The sequence below is a fragment of the Saccharibacillus deserti genome (assembly GCF_013618475.1).
Lineage (GTDB): Bacteria > Bacillota > Bacilli > Paenibacillales > Paenibacillaceae > Saccharibacillus > Saccharibacillus deserti.
Genome location: NZ_JABJVN010000001.1, coordinates 828,991 through 846,830, shown reverse-complemented (window position 1 = coordinate 846,830; position 17,840 = coordinate 828,991). Strand labels below are relative to the sequence as shown.

Here is a 17,840-nt window from a genome sequence, read left to right as displayed (position 1 = left end):
GATGAAAAAAGTAATCTTTGCGGGCCTGGCGCTCCTGCTGATGTCGCCTGCAGTGGCAAGTGCCGCCGATGTTCAAGTTTCCGAGACCGAACTTCGCCGCCTGCAGGAAACTTACGGACTGGATCCGCGCCCTGCCGACCCCGTGCCTTCTTTTGCCGGTGATTTGACCTTCAACTTGGGAGGCGTATCGGGCAGTTTCGGCGTGTCGACTCTGTCTCTTAGCGATCCGTTCGCCGGAGTTCAGCTGCTGATCGGACTTGCCGAGCCGCCCGATTTAAGACTTGTATCCGCCTGCCGCTTATCTGTCCGGCTGCTGGCCGATCGCTTCGACTCCTGAACGTTCCGGACGTCAAGCCCCGGCCCGCCCGAATAGATAAGGAAGCCGGCGGCAGACACAGCAAAAAGACTGCCCGGCCGGAATGTTCCGGCGGAGCAGTCTTTTTGAATCGCCCAGCTGCCGATACGGACTGCGGCAGGATTTCTTTTTCGGACACCGCTAAGAGCGGTCTATTTCGTTTCTTCCGAACCGGCTTTGTCTTTGCCCATGAAGGCGACAGCGACTGCGGCCAGTGCGATCGGCACCAGTGCATAGAGGAACATCGCCGTAATCGAATCCGACATCGCATTTACGATTTTGTCGAGAATATCCGGCGGAATCTGCGAGCGTACATCGGACTGGAAGACTTGGCGCAGATCGCCTCCGAATCCGGCGGCGGCTCCGCCTTCCTGCCCGGCGAACGCTTCGGCCAGCCGATTCGCGAGCACACTGCTCTGAATGGCGCCAAAGACCGTGATACCCATCGTCATGCCGAAAGAACGCAGGAACGAGTTGGTCGAGTTCGCCGTTCCCCGATATCTCGGCTCCAGATTGTGCATGGAAGCGGTCGGAAGCATCGAGAACGAGAATCCGACCCCGAACCCTGCCAGAACCATATAGACCGTCAGCAGCAGACGCGATGTATCCGGCGTCATGAAAGCGAGCAGCGCCATACCCGCGAAGAACGAAATCACGGACACGGTCATCAAACGGCGGAACGAAATTTTCGTCTGGTAAATACCGCCGATGGCGCTGCCGGCTACCGAACCCAACATCATCGGCGTCAGAATCAGACCGGCATTGGTGGCCGAACCGCCGTAAACGGCCTGAACGAACAGCGGAATATAGACGGTCAGGATGATAAAGGTCGCCCCATACAGAAAGGCGAGAATCTGGGAAGACGCGAACAGCGGACGCTTGAACAGCCAGAACGGCAGAATCGGATCGGCCGCTTTGCGTTCGACAGCAACAAAGGCGACAAAGAAAATCGCGAATGCGGCAAACAGCGCGATAATCGGCATCGAGCTCCATCCGTAGGAACCGCCCAGTTCAAGAGCGAACATCAAGGCCACGATGGCAACGACCAGCGTAAAAGCGCCGGCCCAGTCGATCCGCTGTTTCTGATGCACCGCCGATTCTTTGTAGAAGACAAGAATCAGCGCCAGTGCCACGATCCCGATCGGCACATTGACGTAGAAGACCCAGTGCCAGCCGATCGTGTCGGTAATGTAGGCGCCGAGCAGAGGTCCGAGTACGCTTGCCAAACCGAAGACCGCACCCAGCATGCCCGTCATCTTGCCCCGTTTCTCGGGCGGGAACGTATCAAAGATAATGGTGAAAGCAATCGGCATCAGCGCTCCGCCGCCGATTCCCTGGATCGCCCGGAAGATACTGAGCTGCGTCATCGTCTGCGCGAGCCCGCACAGCGCCGAACCGATCAGGAAAACGATCAATCCGAAGACGAAAAACCGTTTGCGGCCGTACATATCGGACAGCTTGCCGAAGATCGGCATGCCCGCCATCGTGGCGACCATATAAGCGGAAGTGACCCAAACGAACTGGTCCAATCCCCCAAGATCGGCGACGATGGTTCCCATGGCGGTCGCAACGATCGTGTTGTCCATCGCGGCCATCAGGATACTGAGCAGCAGACCGGTTACGATCCATTTGGTATTGATTTGATTCATGATCCGCCCACCAGCCTTTTCTCATTGTTCGTTGTACATCTTAGATGACCGACCGGTCAGAGTCAAGACATATTTATGTCTATAAGAGCATATGCGCAGCCTGGAAGGCAAATGCTGGCGAAGCGTTGCGAAAGTTGGTAGGATAAAAAAACGCAAGACCTACCAACCGACAAAAAGGAGCAGGAAAAATGGATCTCGGTTCCAATATACGTACCGTACGCAAACGCAAAGGGATCACAATCGCTTCGATCTGTGCCGCTACCGGATTGTCCCAGGGATTCATGAGCCAGCTCGAAAACAATAAAACATCGCCGTCCATCTCCACCCTCGAACAAATTGCCGAAGCCCTGGATGTGCCGCTGGTTTATTTGCTGCTAAAAAAAGAAGATCGCATGCAGGTTACCCGCAAAAAAGACCGTCATCAAACTGCCGGCGGTACAAGCCATGTCTCGATCTCGCATATCGGACGTACGCCCCATCTGCGCATGACGATCGTCGAACTCGCACCGGGCGCTTCGTCGGGCGACACTCCCCATTCGCATGAAGGCGAAGAAGTGCATGTGGTCGTGCGGGGAACGGTTACCGCCGAGCAGGGCGAAGATCGGTACGTGCTGAGCGAAGGCGATGCTTTCAGTTGGAACGCAGGCGTTCCCCACCGGGTCTGGAACGAAGGCGAAGAGACGGCAATCGTGCTGATCGCCGTTTATACCGACACCCCGAGGGAAGCGGAACCGATATAAAGCGCATGACAAAGCCGCCCTGCACCGAAACGGTTGATCGGTGAGGGCGGCTGCGCGGAGGCTGTATCGACAGACGACAGAAGCCGGATTCCGGGCCAACAGCCGGGTGCACGGGTCCGTCGACAACGTCGCATGACTTCGTCGGTCAGGCTGTGTGCCGAGTCTCGTTCGTCCCTTCCGCGTGACTTTGTTTCTTGAATGCCGGCCATTCGAGATTGGTGCCGGCTCTCCACAACCATTCAAACGGACCGTACAGGAACGCTCGAAGCCAGTAACGGCTTGCGACCATCTGCAGGGCAAAAAAGGCGAGCCCGATCGGTACGACGGCGGTCATCGGCAGACTGCCGATGACACCGAGCGAAGCGAAGACTCCTTCGCCCGACGCGCTGAACAACGTGACGAAGACCAGCGACTGCATCAGATAGTTGGTGAACGCCATCCGGCCGACCGCACGGAACGGCTCCAGAAGACGCGATGCCGCCGAGCCTTCCCGTCCCGCCAGTCCGACGATCAGGAGCACCGCTCCGATCGTCACCGAGAAGCAGGCGACGGGATGCAGCGTCATGATCCATGCGTTTTCGCTCGACAGGCCGCTGGACATATATTTTCCCGTCCAACCGAGCAGAAGCAGCAGAGCCCCGATTCCCGCAGCCCGGCGCGGATACTTCGGCAGACGAACGAACAGGCCGCTGCGGTAAGCGTACATGCCGAACAGGAAAAAGGTCAGATGTTCGATCGCCAGCACCAGCTCGCCGAACGAGGTAGCCAGGTAGGTATTCGAGAAGAATACATCCGGATTCGGCAGCTTGGAGATTCCGTTATAGATCCAGTTCGACGGAGAAAACGTCAGCAGCCAATTCGATATTTCCGGACTCATCGCAGCCTGCAGTTCATACGACGAGATCAGAAACAGCAGCATGCCCGACAGAAGCAGCAGCGGCTTGGGCATCCATAGGAACAAGATCAGCATAAATCCGTCCAGCGCATACATGAACAGGATATCGCCGTTCCAGACGGCAAATACGTGCAGCGCGCCGAACAGCAGCAGCATCCCCATCCGCCGCAGCAGCATGGGATAAGGCTGCCGGCCTTTGCGAACCGCGGCGTCGAAGATCAGCATCATGCTGATGCCGAACATGAACGAGAACAGCGGACGTGCGCTGTTGCCGAACAAGACGTCGATCGCCCGCGCCAGGAACGTGCCGACCGCATCCCCTTCGTCGATCGAAGCCCCGGCAAGATGCGACAAATTGCACATAAAAATCGCAAACAGGGCGATGCCTCGCAGTTGGTCCAGCACGTTGATCCGGCCGGCAGGCGTACCCGCTGCCGCCTTAACCTTGGGTGTCGGTAAAGTCGTCACAATGCTTCATCCTTCTTTCTTCTGCAATCGATAAGTATAAGCCAAGCTCCTTATCCATTGTAGAGATGACGCGCAGACGACTCTTCCTTCGAACACTACAATCGAATGACAACTTTGTTACGCCTTCGGACCTGCCTCTCTATTCCCCCAGGCTTACCGGCTCACCAGGGCGGACAGCTCTCCGCTGAATACTTTTTCGTTTTTTTGATTGAATGTCGATAATCGCACGGTTACGATTCCGCTGCGGCGCCTTTCTTGCAGACCGGTCACTTCGACCTCGACATGCAGCTCATCTTCCGGATAGACCGGTTTGATAAAGCGGATGTCGTTCATTTCTGTGCCCGCTACCACTTCTTCGCCGTACGCCCCCGTTTCCACCCACAGCTTGAAAGAGACCGCCATCGTCTGAATCCCCGAAGCGATCAATCCTTTGAACCGTCCTTCCGCCGCTTTGGCTTCGTCCAGGTGCATATACTGCGGATCGTAGACGGACGCGAATTCCACAATGCTTGCCCTGCTCAGAATCAGGGAAGACGTCCTGAACGTCTGTCCCAGCGTAAACTCTTCGAATTTCACCTGCGTATGCACTCCCCGATCTTCTGTTGCCGCTTCAAACTCGATGCCTGCTCAAAGTCCCAGCGAAATATATTTCACTTCCAGATATTCTTCGATCCCGTAACGACCGCCTTCGCGGCCGAGTCCGCTTTCCTTGAAGCCGCCGAACGGCGCCTGCGCGGTGGACGGCAGCGGATCGTTCAGACCAACGATGCCGAATTCGAGACGCTCGGCGATCTGCACCGCTTCGCCGATCCGTTCGGTGAACACGTAAGCCGCCAAGCCGTACGGACTGCGATTGGCGCGTTCGATCACTTCGTCGATCGTGCGAAACGATGCGACCGGAGCCAGCGGACCGAACGTTTCCTCGTTCATGCAGACCATATCGTCCGTCACGTTCGCAAGCAGCGTCGGCTGTACGAAATGGCCGCCCGCTTCGTTCGCACGTCCGCCTCCCGTCAGCACTTTCGCGCCTTTGGCCCGGGCATCTTCAATCTGCGCCAGCACTTTGCCGACTGCGGCCGCATTGATCAGCGGACCGATCTCCGTACCTGCATCGAGACCGTTTCCGACCACGAGTTCGGACACTTTGCGCGCGGCAAGCTCGGAAAAGCGATCGACCAGGCTCTCATGCACATAGATCCGATTGGTGCAAACGCAGGTCTGGCCGCCGTTGCGGAACTTGGAAGACATCATGCCGTCCACCGCCTTCTCCAGATCGGCATGTTCGGTCACGATAAACGGCGCATGTCCGCCGAGTTCCAGCGACAGCTTTTTCATGGTGTCGGCGGCGCCTTTCATCAGCTGTTTGCCTATCCGGGTCGATCCGGTAAAAGACAGCTTGCGGACGCGCGGGTCCTGCTGCCACACACCGCCGATTTCGCCCGGAACGCCTGTCACCATATTGATGACGCCGTCCGGAATCCCCGCTTCGGCCGCAAGTTCCGCCAGACGCAGCGCCGTAAACGGCGTTTCTTCCGACGGCTTGATTACGACCGTGCAGCCGGCGGCAAGCGCCGGAGCGACTTTGCGCGTAATCATCGAAGCCGGGAAATTCCACGGCGTGATCATGGCCGCTACGCCGACCGGCTGCTTGATCACCCAAATTCTTTTGTTTGGCGACGAGGCGGGAATCGTCTCCCCGTATACCCGTTTGCCTTCTTCGGCGTACCATTGAATAAAGCTGTTCGCGTAAGCGATCTCTCCCGCCGCTTCCGCCAGCGGTTTTCCCTGCTCCAGCGTCATGATCCGGGCCAATTCGTCTTGATGCCGCCCGATCAGCGCGTGCCAGCCCAGCAGAAGCCGGCTCCGTTCGATCGCCGGCAGCGCCGACCAGGATGCAAGCGCGCCGTAAGCCGCGTCGACGGCCGCAAGCGCATCCGCTTCCGTCGCTTTGGAAGCATGGCCGACAAGTTCTCCGTTTGCCGGATTGGTCACTTCGATCTGCTCGGCCGTCTCGATCCACGAACCTCCAATCAGCAGTTTGCCCCGCTTGTTCATTGCTGCACCTCTTTCCGTCTCATTTTCTTTCTATTATACACCTATACACCCGCGGAAGAAGCATCCAAGCCCCTGCGGCAGAAGGCGAAGAACGAAGCATCCCCTCTGCATGAATGCGGTTCTCGGGTTGAAAAGGAAGTCCCGGATAACGGATAATATAGTCAGCCGCCGGGAGTCCCCGCCCCAACTGCGGCGAAGACTCCGCGGTTTGCCCGTCCCGGAACACGGAAAACGGCGAGGAGGATGAATATGGATCAGACGATAAGCCGCTTGTCCGGCAAGCTTCACCGCTTGGCGGACAAGCTTCCGTCTCCCCGCGCTTATCGAAGCGCCTGCTTGTCCCTGCTGGCCGGACCGGTGCCTTTTGACGGCGCCTGCTTCGCCGGTGCGGACGGACATGCCGGCCTCGGCACCGGCTCGGTGACCGAAGGGGATGTCGGAGCGATTCATCCGCGTCTGTTGGAATACGAATCCCGCGGCGAAGATTTCAACCGCTACGATACGCTTGCGGCCGGCGGGATCCCTGCCGCCGCTCTCCGGCTGGCCTGCGGCGGCAGCCCCGAGCGCAGTGCCCGCTACCGCGAGATCCTCGCTCCGGCGGGCTTTGGCGACGAACTGCGCGCCGTACTGACGGCGCGCGGGCAGCGCTGCGGGCGGCTGTCGCTGCTGCGCCGCCCGGATCGTCCTCCGTTCACGGAAGACGAAGTGCGCCTCGTCGCGGCGCTGCTGCCGCAGATGGCCGCGTATCTGCGGCAGGCCCCGTTCTCCGCCGAACATGCGGAGGACGGGGCGGACGAACAGCCGCTTCCGCTCCCGCACGAATCCGGCGTCTTCGTCCTGTCGGACCGGCTGCTCCTGCTGGCCGCCAATACGGCGGCCCCGAGCTGGCTCGCCGCGCTGCGCACCGCCGAGCGAATCGAACCGGACGTCATGCCCCGTCCGATCCGCGCCGTCTGCGCCCGCGCCCTGTCGCCGTCTTTGCAAGGCGGCTCCTCTGCCGAATATGCCGCACGGGTCTGCGTCCCCGTGCCCGGGGCTATTACATCGGCATCCGCGCCAGCCGGATGGAGACCGCAGCCGGCGAAGTCCAGCTCGCCGTCACCGTCGAGCGGGCCCGTCCCGCCGAGATTCTGCCGGTACTGGCCGAAAGTTTCGGCCTGAACGAACGCGAGCAGGAAGTCGTCGAGCGGGTCGTGCAGGGTCTTTCGGCCAAAGAAGCGGCGCTGTCGCTGCATCTGTCCGAATCCACGCTGCAGGACCTGCTGAAGTCTATCTTTCGCAAGACCGGCACCAAGAACCGCCGCGAGCTGGTCTGGCAGCTTTATTCGCGGTTCAGCTGAACGGGCAGCCGGTTCGGCCTTCCGGATTGTTCTTCTTTACGAAGAATACGCAGCGCCAAAAAGCCTTTCTGCCCCGCTGCCTGCGGAACAAAAAGGCTTTTTGGCGATCGCTTCGGATACAGGACTACCGCAAATATAGGGAAGCCAGTTCGGCCGCGCGACGGTTGCTGGCTTCGATCTCCGCCCGCCTTGGCATCGGGCTCCAGGAAGAGGTATCGTCGAGCCAGGTCTCGGGCAGCTCTTCCGGACTGTCCGAACGCCAGCGGTCCAGCCACTCCTGCGGCAGTCTGAGCTTGGGATCGGCATCCAGCTTTTTGAGAAGCGGATGTCCGCTCATCTCCATCCACAGCAGCGCCCAGGCTCGCGGAACCACACGCCAAATATCGTATCCGCCTCCTCCGAGCGCCACCCAGCGGCCCCCGCAGTAAGCATGCGCCGCTTCATGCAGCATTTTGGGCATCTCGCGGTAAATCTTCATCGAGCAGTGCACATGCGCCAGCGGGTCGAGCGCGTGCGCATCGCAGCCGTGCTGACTGACAATGATATCCGGTTTGGCTTTGCGCAGCACATCGTCCAGCACGCTGCCGAAACATTCCAGCCAAGAATCGTCTTCCGTGTAAGGCTCCATCGGCAGGTTGACCGTGCAGCCGAATCCTTCGCCTTCTCCTCGCTGTTCGACCAGGCCCGTACCGGGGAACAGATACTTGCCCGTCTCATGGATCGAATACGTATACACGCCCGGATCGCTGTAGAACGACATTTCCACCCCGTCGCCGTGATGGACGTCGGTATCGACATACAGGACACGCGCCCCGTACTCTTTGCGAATAAACGAAATGGCGATCGAAGCGTCATTGTAGACGCAGAATCCCGACCCCCGCTGCGGCATGGCATGATGCAGCCCTCCGGCCAGATTCACCGCATGGCGCGCATCGCCGTCCATCACGAGCTTGGCCGCCGCCACGGAAGCCGCCGCGATGATTTCCGCGCTGCGGTGCATCCCCGGGAAGAACGGCGTGTCGTCGGTATCCAGGCCGTATTTTTGCGCATCGCCGATCAGGCCGTCATCGGGAAGAGGTTCGCTGAGCGCTTTGACCCGCTCGACATATTCCGGTACATGCACCGCGTGCAGCAGCGCCTCGTCCAGCCGGTCGGCAGGCAGAATCTCGCCTTCGGTAGGAAAAGCGCCGGCGGTGCGCAGCAAATCGCGGGTCAGCGTGATCCGCCGCTGGTCGAACGGATGATCTTGGCCGAACACGTAATTCAGGCTGTTCGGGTGGAACAAATAAACGGCGTCCCGCATCTTGGGCTCACTCCTTCCGATTCAGTACATGAAACGCTGGCGGAATCGCAGCCGGTCGAACGCCTCGACCGAATCCTGCGGCACTTTTTTGCCGACGCGAACCATCAGGCAGTTGGCCGGATGGCTGCAGATTTCCGGATCGTCCGTCGCAAACCAGACCATATCGACGTTCTTCATCAGATCCTCCATCATTTTGCGATAATCCCAGACGCTCAATCCCGTGCTTTCGAGATCCCAATGCCAGTAATATTCCGTTGTAAAGACGATAGCATGATCCAGTTGACCGCCGCGAAAAGCGATTTCCAGCAGTTTTTTGCTTAATCCCAATCCTCTGTAATCGTTTGCAACTTCAATGGCGCCAAGTTCGATCAGATCGTCCATTTTCCCTTCCGACCAGCGCTCGTATTCATCCGCATAATGAAACGTGACGTAACCGACGATCATTTTATCTTCAACAGCCGCTATAATGCGTCCTTCCGGCAGTTCCGCGATCTCAACCAGCGCTTCATGCTGCTCTTTCGGGCGGCGGAACGCGTCGAGCTGCGGATGGAGACTCATTTCCTTTAGCCGCTCCGGCGAAATCGGACCTTCGACAAGCAGCGTCTTCCCGTCTCGCTCGACCGTTTCTTCATAATCAATCTTAATATGTTCCATACGGCCTCCTTTCGATCCGAGCGGCATCCCTTCCAAGCAGGTCACCGCCGAAAAAAGTTGAGCTTATGGCAGACTATGCTGTTTTCTTGTATTTATCATAGCCGCTTTGCTTACCAAACACCATCGTCAACTTGTTGACAACGATTCCGGTGCTTGTGAAAGAGGAATGAAAAAATTATAATAATTGGGAAATGAAATAAAGCTGAACAGAGAATAGCATAGATGAGCATAGAAAGGTGAGCTGAGCCAATGGGACAAATCAAGATTTACGGACTCAAAGAAAAGCTGAATCCAAAAAAGGAAAAATGGTCTGAAGTGATCCATTCATGTATGGTTGAAGCTTTCGAGCTGCCGGAAAACAAAAAGTTTCACCGCTTTTTCCCAATGGAGAATGAAGATTTCATTTTCCCGGACGACCGTTCCGAAGCTTATACGATTATCGAGATCAGTATTTTCGAAGGAAGATCATCGGAATCCAAAAAGCGTCTAATCGAACTACTGTTCCAGCGGGCTGCCGAATCAACGGATATTGCGCCAAGCGATCTTGAAATCACGCTATTCGAGACGCCAAGGCAGAACTGGGGAATACGTGGACTTCCTGCCGATGAACTGCAGCTGAACTATAAAATAAACGTTTAGATCAAAGGAGCGGTCCGTAAGACCGCTCTTTTCTCCATCGAAAAATCGACAATCTCTCTAATTGTGTTATACTACAGAAAATTCGACGTTTTGCTTCCGGACAGCCGTAATGCCGCCTTCCCTAGACGGGCTGCCGCGACGGCCAAACGACGAGGCTTTATATTTTACCGTTTATTTGTAAGCGCTACATCTGTAAGAATTGTAAGGTTTGTTGCTTGGCTGCACACCTCATTCTCTCGGCGACTGGAGGCTCTTATGGAAAAGGATACGGTAGAAATCATTGGCGTGGAAACGCAGCGGTCCAATCTGGGCGATTACGAAGAGGCCCGGCGCAATTTCGATTGGGCGGACGAGGAAAAATGCTTCAGTTGGCATGAAACGGGGCGTCTGAACCTGGCTTACGAAGCGGTCGACCGGCATGCGCAGTCGGGACTCGGCGATAAAATCGCCCTGTATTACAGCGATCCGGAGCGCAGCGAGTCCTACACGTTCGAGCAGCTGCGTCAGGAATCGAACCGGGCCGCGAATATGCTGCGGAGCTTGGGCATCGGAAAAGGCGACCGTGTGTTCATTTTCATGCCGCGCACGCCGGAGCTGTATTTCACCCTGCTCGGCGTGATCAAGATCGGCGCGATTGCCGGACCGTTATTCGAGGCGTTCATGGAGACGGCGGTGCGCGATCGGCTGAAGGACAGCGGCGCGGTCGCGATCGTAACGACGCCCAAGCTTGCCGAGCGGGTACCCGCTCACGAGCTGCCGGAGCTAAAACACGTCATTCTGGTCGATACGTCCACAAGCGGCGAGACGGCGGAAGACGAGAGCATGCTGCCGGAAGATTCCCCGTTTGCCGACTTCAATAAGCTGATGCGCGAAGCGCGGACGGAGACCGAGATCGAATGGGTCGACCGGGAAGACGGATTGATCCTTCACTATACTTCAGGTTCGACCGGAAAGCCGAAGGGCGTCTACCACGTGCACGGCGCCATGGTACAGCACGCGTATACGGGCCGGATCGTGCTCGATTTGCGGGAGGACGACGTCTACTGGTGCACGGCCGATCCCGGCTGGGTAACCGGAACGTCGTACGGCATTTTCGCCCCGTGGCTGAACGGCGTAACGAACGTCATTCGAGGCGGACGCTTCAGTCCCCAGGATTGGTACGAGACGCTGCAGCGTTATAAAGTCACCGTCTGGTACAGCGCGCCTACCGCGTTCCGCATGCTGATGGGCGCCGGCGACGAGTCGGTCAAAGACTACGATCTGTCTGCGCTGCGGCACGTGCTGAGCGTCGGCGAACCGCTGAATCCGGAAGTTATCCGCTGGGGACATCGCGTGTACGGGCGGCGTATCCACGATACGTGGTGGATGACCGAAACGGGCGCGCAGCTTATCTGCAACTATCCGTCGATGGATATCCGTCCCGGTTCGATGGGCAAGCCTATTCCGGGCGTCCAAGCCGCGATCATCGACGACCAGGGCAACGAGCTGCCGCCGCTGCGGATGGGAAATTTGGCGATCCGCACGCCTTGGCCGTCCATCATGCGCCGAATTTGGAACAATCCGGCGAAGTTCGAGGAATACACCCGAATCGAAGGCTGGTACATTTCCGGCGACTCCGCCTACATGGACGAAGACGGCTACTTCTGGTTCCAAGGCCGAATCGACGACGTCATCAATACGTCCGGCGAACGGGTCGGTCCCTTCGAGGTGGAGAGCAAGCTGGTCGAACATCCCGCCGTTGCGGAAGCGGGCGTAATCGGCAAGCCGGACCCTGTTCGCGGCGAAGTGATCAAAGCGTTCATCTCGCTGCGCGAAGGCTACGAGGCGACGGACGGCCTGAAAGCGGAAATCACGAAATTCGTCAAGGAAGGACTGTCCGCCCATGCCGCCCCGCGCGAGATCGAATTCAAGGACAAGCTGCCGAAGACGCGAAGCGGCAAAATTATGCGGCGCGTGCTCAAAGCCTGGGAGCTGAAGCTCCCGGCGGGAGATTTGTCGACGATCGAGGATTAAGATTTTAATTAGAGAAAGAGCCCTGCGCCTCCCGGCGGACAAGGCTCTTTTTTGCGATGTGATTCCGATTTCTTTTTCGTTTCATAAGTTCGATCTTTGTAAAACGCTGATCTTTTTTTGCGGATAGTGTAAATCTATATTAATTTTAGATTTTTATGTTTATCGCAAAAAAACCTGTTTATTAATCGTTTAAATACATATTTTCAGGAGGAATGTCCAATTGAATAACCGCGGGAAAAAGACTTTCTCAAGCCTGGCAGCCGTTTCTCTCGCCGTGCCGCTGTTTGTCATGCCGCTTCCGCCCGCCGTCGCGGCGTCTGTGATGCATGCCGCAGCAAGCGAAGCGTCCGCTCCGATGAACGATCCGCTTCGCGTACAACTGCTCCATGAAATTTCGATATTCAAGCGTGCGGCCGCTGAAATGTCCATGTCTTCCATGCAGGGACAGTTGGTGTATGAGTACCAAGTAAGTTATGCGAATCGAATCATTGCCGAGACGACCGCCATCGCACAGCATGCAAGTTCCACGCCGACACAGCTGAACCGGGCACTCAAGTATGCGCGTTTCTCGTTAGAAGATTACATTCAAAAAGGAAAACCGTATACCTGGTACATTTTGCACAAAGCTCTGAGCTACTATTATATTCATTTTCGAGCCGGCGACGAGCCCGGCGGTTATTCGCAGGAGAAGCTGGATGCTTTTACCGAGAAACTAGAAGCGCTTTTGAGCCGGGTCGATGCCGGAGAAGACAGCATCGCCGTCTTCAGGGAGTATCTGGAAACGTGCGAAGATTTTTATTCTAATCCGAATCCTTGAACGGTCGGAGCCTCGGATCGAAAAAATGTTACCCATTCGCATACTTTCGGGAGGGAATCCTATTGAACGTTTTCGACAGCAAAAAAAGGAAGCGTTTGGCTTTTTCATTTCTTGTCGTCCTGCTCTGTTTCGGTTCTTTGCCGGCTGTTGCGCAGGATAGCGGCGGCAGTTCTTCCTTGTCCGCGTCGTATGAAAGCGCGCCTCCTTCCGGAATCGGACTGCAGGACGCCGACCGCGTCCGCCTCCTTCGAGATGCCAGAGCGATGTTTCAATTCAATGAGTATTACAAAACCCGCTTTGAAGACGAACGGTATGCTTCCTACAAACAAAGCAGCCTAAAAGCTTTTTCCGTCGCCTTCGATCCCGCTTCCACGCGCAGCGAGCTGACGGACGCCTTAATGCAAACCGATGCGTTCCCGCCTTACGATCTGTACTGGACCTACGGAGACGTCGGCGTCGACCGGATTCTGTTCGAGATCGAACTGCAGCTGCATCTGTATACGGAATTCGGCAGCGACCCCGGCTTATGGAGCGAGGCGACCGCCGATCAGCTGATGAACGAAATCGCTTTGATTCGCGACAGACTTTATCCGTTTTTCATGGAGGCGGGCGGCAGCGAAGAAGTCTGGCGCTGCTTCATGGATTACCTGCAGTTGGCCGCCGAATTCGAAGACCGGCGCAGCGGGCGCTCCGAGCTTCTTAAGCAGACTTTCCAATATCGTACCGACGTCCTGAACCGCGTGCACCTTGGTCAGCTGTCCCAAGCGCAAACGGCCGGGTTCGATGCGGCGGTCGAAAAATTGGAGGCACTGCTCGCCGCTTCCGACGCACCGGAAGCGATCCAAACGGCTTTCCAACAGGTGAAACCGGCTTACGAGGCCCTTCCTTCCTCCGGCAGCCCGGGCTCCGCGCTTGCCGCCGACATTGAAGCCGCGCGCAAGCTGCTCGACCTTCCGAAAGGCATCCGTTCGGGCCAATACCCGGCATCGGCGTTCGGCGCGCTGCGCCGGGCGATCAACGAAGCGCAGCGAACGTTGGAAAAAGGCGGAACGGACGCCCAGCTTGCACAAGCGCAAAGCAAGCTGGCGGCGGCCGTCAAGGAATTCCGCGGCAGACAGAAGCCTTAAGCGTACCCGAGCCTGCGTTCGGACAATAAAAAAACCGACATCGCGATATGCGATGCCGGTTTTTATTTTTACGATCGGTACTTGCTTCAGTTTCTTTTCGCGGACTTGGACAGCAGCTTCAGTACTTCAAGGTACAACCGGACCAGCGTAACCATCAAACCGAAAGCCCCGTGCCATTCCATGTATTTAGGGGCTCCGCTGCGTGTTCCCTGCTCGATAAAATCAAAGTCCAGCAGCAGATTCAGCGACGCGATGACGACCACGAACAGGCTGATGCCGATTCCGATCAGACCGGATTCGTGAATAAACGGCACATTGACTCCGAAGAATCCGAGCACAAAATCGAACAGGTAGACAAGCATGATCGAGAAGGTCGCCATAATGATGCCCGTACGGAAGCCCGGTGTGACTTTGACGATCCGGGTAATATACAGCGGCAGCATCGCGAACAGCGTGCCGATCGTGATCAAGACGGCATTCAGTACGATTCCCGGATGCTCCATATCGAATACGGCCGAGATCGCTCCCAATGCCAGACCTTCGAAGATCGCATACAGCGGAGCCGTGATAAAAGCGATTTTCGGTACGAAACCGGTGATCAGCGCCGCGATCAAGCCCAGTACGACGCCGGCGATCATGATCCCGTATACATCTTGTCCCTGATCGAAGCGGTACCAGGTATAAGCCGCGCCTCCGATCAGCAGCAGAAGCAGGATAAAGGTCTCGTGCACGGTGCCGCCAAGCGTCATCGCAGCCGAACCGACCCGATCTTCTCTTGCGCGATCGAACATTTTTTTGCTTACTCGGGCAGAAGAACGATGAGAAGATCGGAAACATACGGCTGGATCCGGTGATTGTGTAAAGACGGCAAGGCCTTATTGACAGTTCATCCGAACTCCGATTCATGGAAAATCTAGGTAGAGACCCGAAACCTGCAATCTTTTCAGCTTAAAAAACGATCGCAGATTCGCATACGGGGGTCCCGATTCACCTGGTTTAAGTGTTCAAAGTGCAGAGGCAATTCGTTCATTCGTTCGAACTTTTTTTCACGCGTTTATTATAGCCTAAAAAATCCGCTCTCCCAAATAATCTCTTCCGTACTCATGATCGAAGCTTCAGCTATGCTGACGCCTGTACGTTTCAAAAAGGCTCGCACTGTCGCGTAACCTACGGCGTAGCCGGCGAACGCAGGCAGGCCGACAGGCTCATAACCTTGTTCCAGCGCAATTTCGTCTCCAAACATAAAGCCTGCCACTTCCGAAAATCCTTTGACATGGAGTGCCTCGACGAAAATAGACACGCTGCGCTCGAAATCACTCCCTCCCTTTTGCGCGTCCTCTACCCACGGGCCGAGTCGATCAGCCCCGTACAGTTCTTCCGCGAAACATTCCGCCAGCCCTTCAATGACCAAATAATCGCCGACCGTCACATTCCCATGATTCCAGGCAACATGCGAGAATCGCAGATTATGATTGAACTCGTGCGCGATAATAGCCGGGAGCCTGGATTTGTTATAGGCATTTGGAAAAATAGAAACTTGTATGAAACCGGGAATGCCGCCGAAACCACAGTAACTTTTCTGCAGCTTCAATTTTTCGGGGTCCGCAATATACAGGCCAAACTTCAATTCATCTTCTTTAATACGCATGCCAGCCTGCCCGATAAAAAGAACACAGTCATTCAACGCGCGTCGAACCGTTTCCATCGCCTGCATCCGCTTCATTTCTTCCAGCGCCCGCAGTCCTTTCTCCGAATCGGAAAGCGTTAGGTAGCCCAGCATATTCGCGGCCATTACCACGTCGTAGCCTCCGGGAATCGGAGTCCGAAGGGGGACGCTAATTCTGTTCCACATCTGCTCGAATGGCCCCATCATAGCAAATCGGAAATAGTCGGGCCGTTTCTCTTCGGGCAGTGCGAAACAAGTCTCATACTGCTTAATCGTATCTTCAATTTCGATTTTCATCGCGGATTCCTTGGTTTCCGACATACACGTCTATCGCTTCACTCATAAAAGCCGCCAAGCCTACCCCATACTTGTCGATATTTTGTGCAAAGCGTTCATCCTGCACATACATTTGTCCCAATCCCGCAAAAGCTTCGTACGAATACGTACCGAAGTTGTGCAAAAACGTATACCACTGTCCGATCTGCTGCTGCGCATGAGGCGAAGCAGGATCTTCACGCCGGACTTCGGCCAAGGCACGCATCCGTTCTTCCCACTCCCGCTGCAGTTTGGCGCTCATCTGCGGAGTCCGGGTCGCCAACCTTTCTTTGGAGTCGTCGACTGCGGCGTCTCCCCAGCGTTCGCGCGCTTCTTGTTCGTAAGGATCGTTCGTAAAATCGATTCCTTCGAACCGCTGTTCGTTAGTCATCGTAATCTCTCCTTTGGCATGTTGGATCGTTCGGTCGATATTCGCGATCATCCGGCGTGTCGACTCCATCTTGTCGGTCAGCATCCGCCGCTGCATCTCCAAAGCTTCCAGCCGGTCAAAAGCGGGATTGTCCAGGATACGGCCGATTTCTTTGAGCGAAAAACCAAGCTCCCGAAAAAACAAAATCTGCTGCAGCCGTTCCAGATCGGTGTCGGCATACAGCCGGTAGCCCGCTTCCGATAATGCCTGAGGTTTCAGCAGACCCCGTTCATCATAATGATGCAGCGTACGGATACTGATGCCCGCAAGCTGCGAGACTTCTTTGACTTTCCATGCGATGTCGTCCGCCTCCTTTCTGATCTCAGGATAAAGCCTCACGCAGCGTGAGGGTCAAGCTTCTTTTTGAACAAAACAAAACTTCCCGTTTCTACGCATCAAGCGCAGGACGGGAAGCGGGAAAGCCGGACGGCTTCTGCAAATTCGGGATCGTTCATCGCATGAACGGGCGATCCGAGCAGGAGTCCACGGCCGCGGGGGTCAAACCGGTCCGTAGGTCAGTTCCGCGACAAGCGGATAATGATCGGAAGGATATTTGCCTCCGAAGTCGCGGCGGTCGATCAGGCTGCGCCGCACCTGAAGCTGCGCGGACGCAAAGATATAATCGATCGGTTCGCCTTCGAGGCCGCCGAGGAAATCGTGGAACGTCCGGCCCGAAGGACCTTCCAGTCTGCCGTACGCATCCTGCAGCGCCGGAATATCGCCGGGTTCCGCGAGCTCGCCGCGCAGATAGCGCAGCGGAGCGTCGGAAGGCCCTCCGTTCATATCGCCCATCAGCACGGACGCGCTGCCGGGAAACTCCCGATCGTGACGCAGCATCACCGAGGCGACCAACTTGGCGCCTTCGATCCGCGCCTGTTCGCCGATATGGTCGAAATGCGTATTGTATACGCGGATCTCCCGGCCGGAAGCGCGATGCAGGAAGCGGCCCCAGGTACAGATGCGCGGATAATCGCTGTCCCAACCCAGCGAAGCGACCGTCTGCGGCGTCTCGGACAACCAAAACTGCCCCTGGCCGACGACCTCGAATTCATCCCGGCGATAGAAAATGGCACAGGCCTCGTCTTCCGTCCCGCCCCATCGGCCTTCGCCGATCCAGGCATAATCCGAAAGCTCGCGCTGCAGATCGTCCAGCATGAGCAGGTAGGCTTCCTGTACCCCGACAAACGACGGCGTATGGGCTTGGATCGTTTCCGCCGCCCAAGGCGCACGTTGCACCCATTCGTTGCCGGCGTCGTTTGCCGTATGCGTTCTCAGATTGAAAGTCATGATTGTCAGTTCGATCGGCCCGCCGGCCTTCGAATCGGTACCCGATGTTTGATCCATGGTTTCGTCCTCCCGAAAATTTCGTTGGAA

At 56.6% G+C, this 17,840-nt stretch carries 18 protein-coding genes; 8 read left to right on the top strand and 10 right to left on the bottom strand.

Annotated elements, in window-relative coordinates:
• Position 1 precedes the first annotated feature (1 nt).
• Positions 2 to 337, top strand: a complete 336-nt coding sequence (locus tag HOP44_RS03800; RefSeq protein ID WP_172250688.1) for a hypothetical protein — start codon at positions 2 to 4, stop codon at positions 335 to 337.
• A gap of 170 nt (positions 338 to 507) precedes the next feature.
• Here the strand turns inward: HOP44_RS03800 and HOP44_RS03795 are convergent, their stop codons facing one another.
• Positions 508 to 2,004 carry an MDR family MFS transporter gene (locus HOP44_RS03795; RefSeq protein ID WP_172250686.1) on the bottom strand — a complete coding sequence of 499 codons (1,497 nt, stop codon included), beginning with the start codon at positions 2,002 to 2,004 and terminating at the stop codon, positions 508 to 510.
• A gap of 188 nt (positions 2,005 to 2,192) precedes the next feature.
• Here HOP44_RS03795 and HOP44_RS03790 point away from each other — a divergent pair, with 188 nt between their 5' ends.
• Positions 2,193 to 2,744 (top strand): helix-turn-helix domain-containing protein, encoded by a 552-nt coding sequence (locus HOP44_RS03790; protein WP_172250684.1) that lies wholly within the window; start codon positions 2,193 to 2,195, stop codon positions 2,742 to 2,744.
• A 145-nt stretch (positions 2,745 to 2,889) separates the two neighbouring features.
• Here HOP44_RS03790 and HOP44_RS23110 read toward each other — a convergent pair whose 3' ends face one another.
• From HOP44_RS23110 to HOP44_RS03775, 3 genes are all read right to left on the bottom strand, one after another.
• On the bottom strand, positions 2,890 to 4,107 hold the full coding sequence (locus HOP44_RS23110; RefSeq protein WP_172250682.1) for a DUF418 domain-containing protein: 1,218 nt from the start codon (positions 4,105 to 4,107) through the stop codon (positions 2,890 to 2,892).
• A 153-nt stretch (positions 4,108 to 4,260) separates the two neighbouring features.
• Positions 4,261 to 4,683 carry a MaoC/PaaZ C-terminal domain-containing protein gene (locus tag HOP44_RS03780; RefSeq protein WP_172250680.1) on the bottom strand — a complete coding sequence of 141 codons (423 nt, stop codon included), beginning with the start codon at positions 4,681 to 4,683 and terminating at the stop codon, positions 4,261 to 4,263.
• Between the two features lie 51 nt (positions 4,684 to 4,734).
• Positions 4,735 to 6,162, bottom strand: coding sequence for an NAD-dependent succinate-semialdehyde dehydrogenase (locus HOP44_RS03775; protein WP_172250678.1), 1,428 nt, complete (start codon positions 6,160 to 6,162; stop codon positions 4,735 to 4,737).
• A 249-nt stretch (positions 6,163 to 6,411) separates the two neighbouring features.
• Between HOP44_RS03775 and HOP44_RS03770 the strand changes: the two genes are divergently transcribed.
• Together HOP44_RS03770 and HOP44_RS03765 are read left to right on the top strand one after the other, a co-directional pair.
• Positions 6,412 to 7,323 carry a LuxR family transcriptional regulator gene (locus HOP44_RS03770; RefSeq protein ID WP_172250676.1) on the top strand — a complete coding sequence of 304 codons (912 nt, stop codon included), beginning with the start codon at positions 6,412 to 6,414 and terminating at the stop codon, positions 7,321 to 7,323.
• Positions 7,227 to 7,502, top strand: coding sequence for a response regulator transcription factor (locus HOP44_RS03765; protein ID WP_172250674.1), 276 nt, complete (start codon positions 7,227 to 7,229; stop codon positions 7,500 to 7,502). Before HOP44_RS03770 ends, HOP44_RS03765 begins: the two co-directional genes overlap by 97 nt.
• A gap of 124 nt (positions 7,503 to 7,626) precedes the next feature.
• On the opposite strand, the gene HOP44_RS03760 is transcribed toward HOP44_RS03765, so the two are convergent.
• Together HOP44_RS03760 and HOP44_RS03755 are read right to left on the bottom strand one after the other, a co-directional pair.
• Positions 7,627 to 8,805, bottom strand: a complete 1,179-nt coding sequence (locus HOP44_RS03760) for an acetoin utilization protein AcuC (RefSeq protein ID WP_172250672.1) — start codon at positions 8,803 to 8,805, stop codon at positions 7,627 to 7,629.
• A gap of 21 nt (positions 8,806 to 8,826) precedes the next feature.
• Entirely contained in the window at positions 8,827 to 9,459 is a 633-nt protein-coding gene (locus HOP44_RS03755) for a GNAT family N-acetyltransferase (protein WP_172250670.1), read from the bottom strand.
• A gap of 249 nt (positions 9,460 to 9,708) precedes the next feature.
• Here HOP44_RS03755 and HOP44_RS03750 point away from each other — a divergent pair, with 249 nt between their 5' ends.
• The 4 genes from HOP44_RS03750 (at position 9,709) to HOP44_RS03735 (ending at position 14,055) form a co-directional block, all read left to right on the top strand.
• Entirely contained in the window at positions 9,709 to 10,098 is a 390-nt protein-coding gene (locus HOP44_RS03750; protein WP_172250668.1) for a tautomerase family protein, read from the top strand.
• A gap of 255 nt (positions 10,099 to 10,353) precedes the next feature.
• Positions 10,354 to 12,111, top strand: a complete 1,758-nt coding sequence (gene acsA / locus HOP44_RS03745) for an acetate--CoA ligase (RefSeq protein ID WP_172250666.1) — start codon at positions 10,354 to 10,356, stop codon at positions 12,109 to 12,111.
• 220 nt (positions 12,112 to 12,331) lie between these two features.
• Positions 12,332 to 12,928, top strand: a complete 597-nt coding sequence (locus HOP44_RS03740; RefSeq protein WP_172250664.1) for a hypothetical protein — start codon at positions 12,332 to 12,334, stop codon at positions 12,926 to 12,928.
• Positions 12,929 to 13,191: 263 nt separating this feature from the next.
• Positions 13,192 to 14,055, top strand: a complete 864-nt coding sequence (locus HOP44_RS03735) for a hypothetical protein (RefSeq protein WP_172250662.1) — start codon at positions 13,192 to 13,194, stop codon at positions 14,053 to 14,055.
• 86 nt (positions 14,056 to 14,141) lie between these two features.
• Here the strand turns inward: HOP44_RS03735 and HOP44_RS03730 are convergent, their stop codons facing one another.
• The 4 genes from HOP44_RS03730 to HOP44_RS03715 all read right to left on the bottom strand — a co-directional run bounded on the left by HOP44_RS03730 (position 14,142) and on the right by HOP44_RS03715 (position 17,810).
• On the bottom strand, positions 14,142 to 14,846 hold the full coding sequence (locus HOP44_RS03730) for a Bax inhibitor-1/YccA family protein (protein WP_172250660.1): 705 nt from the start codon (positions 14,844 to 14,846) through the stop codon (positions 14,142 to 14,144).
• 266 nt (positions 14,847 to 15,112) lie between these two features.
• Positions 15,113 to 16,018: a DUF2268 domain-containing putative Zn-dependent protease gene (locus tag HOP44_RS03725; RefSeq protein WP_172250658.1), complete on the bottom strand. Its 906-nt coding sequence runs from the start codon at positions 16,016 to 16,018 to the stop codon at positions 15,113 to 15,115.
• Positions 16,002 to 16,766 (bottom strand): TipAS antibiotic-recognition domain-containing protein, encoded by a 765-nt coding sequence (locus HOP44_RS03720; RefSeq protein ID WP_172251554.1) that lies wholly within the window; start codon positions 16,764 to 16,766, stop codon positions 16,002 to 16,004. The genes HOP44_RS03725 and HOP44_RS03720 overlap by 17 nt, the downstream gene beginning before the upstream one ends.
• A 198-nt stretch (positions 16,767 to 16,964) precedes the next feature.
• Positions 16,965 to 17,810, bottom strand: a complete 846-nt coding sequence (locus HOP44_RS03715; RefSeq protein WP_172250656.1) for an endonuclease/exonuclease/phosphatase family protein — start codon at positions 17,808 to 17,810, stop codon at positions 16,965 to 16,967.
• Positions 17,811 to 17,840: the final 30 nt, after the last annotated feature.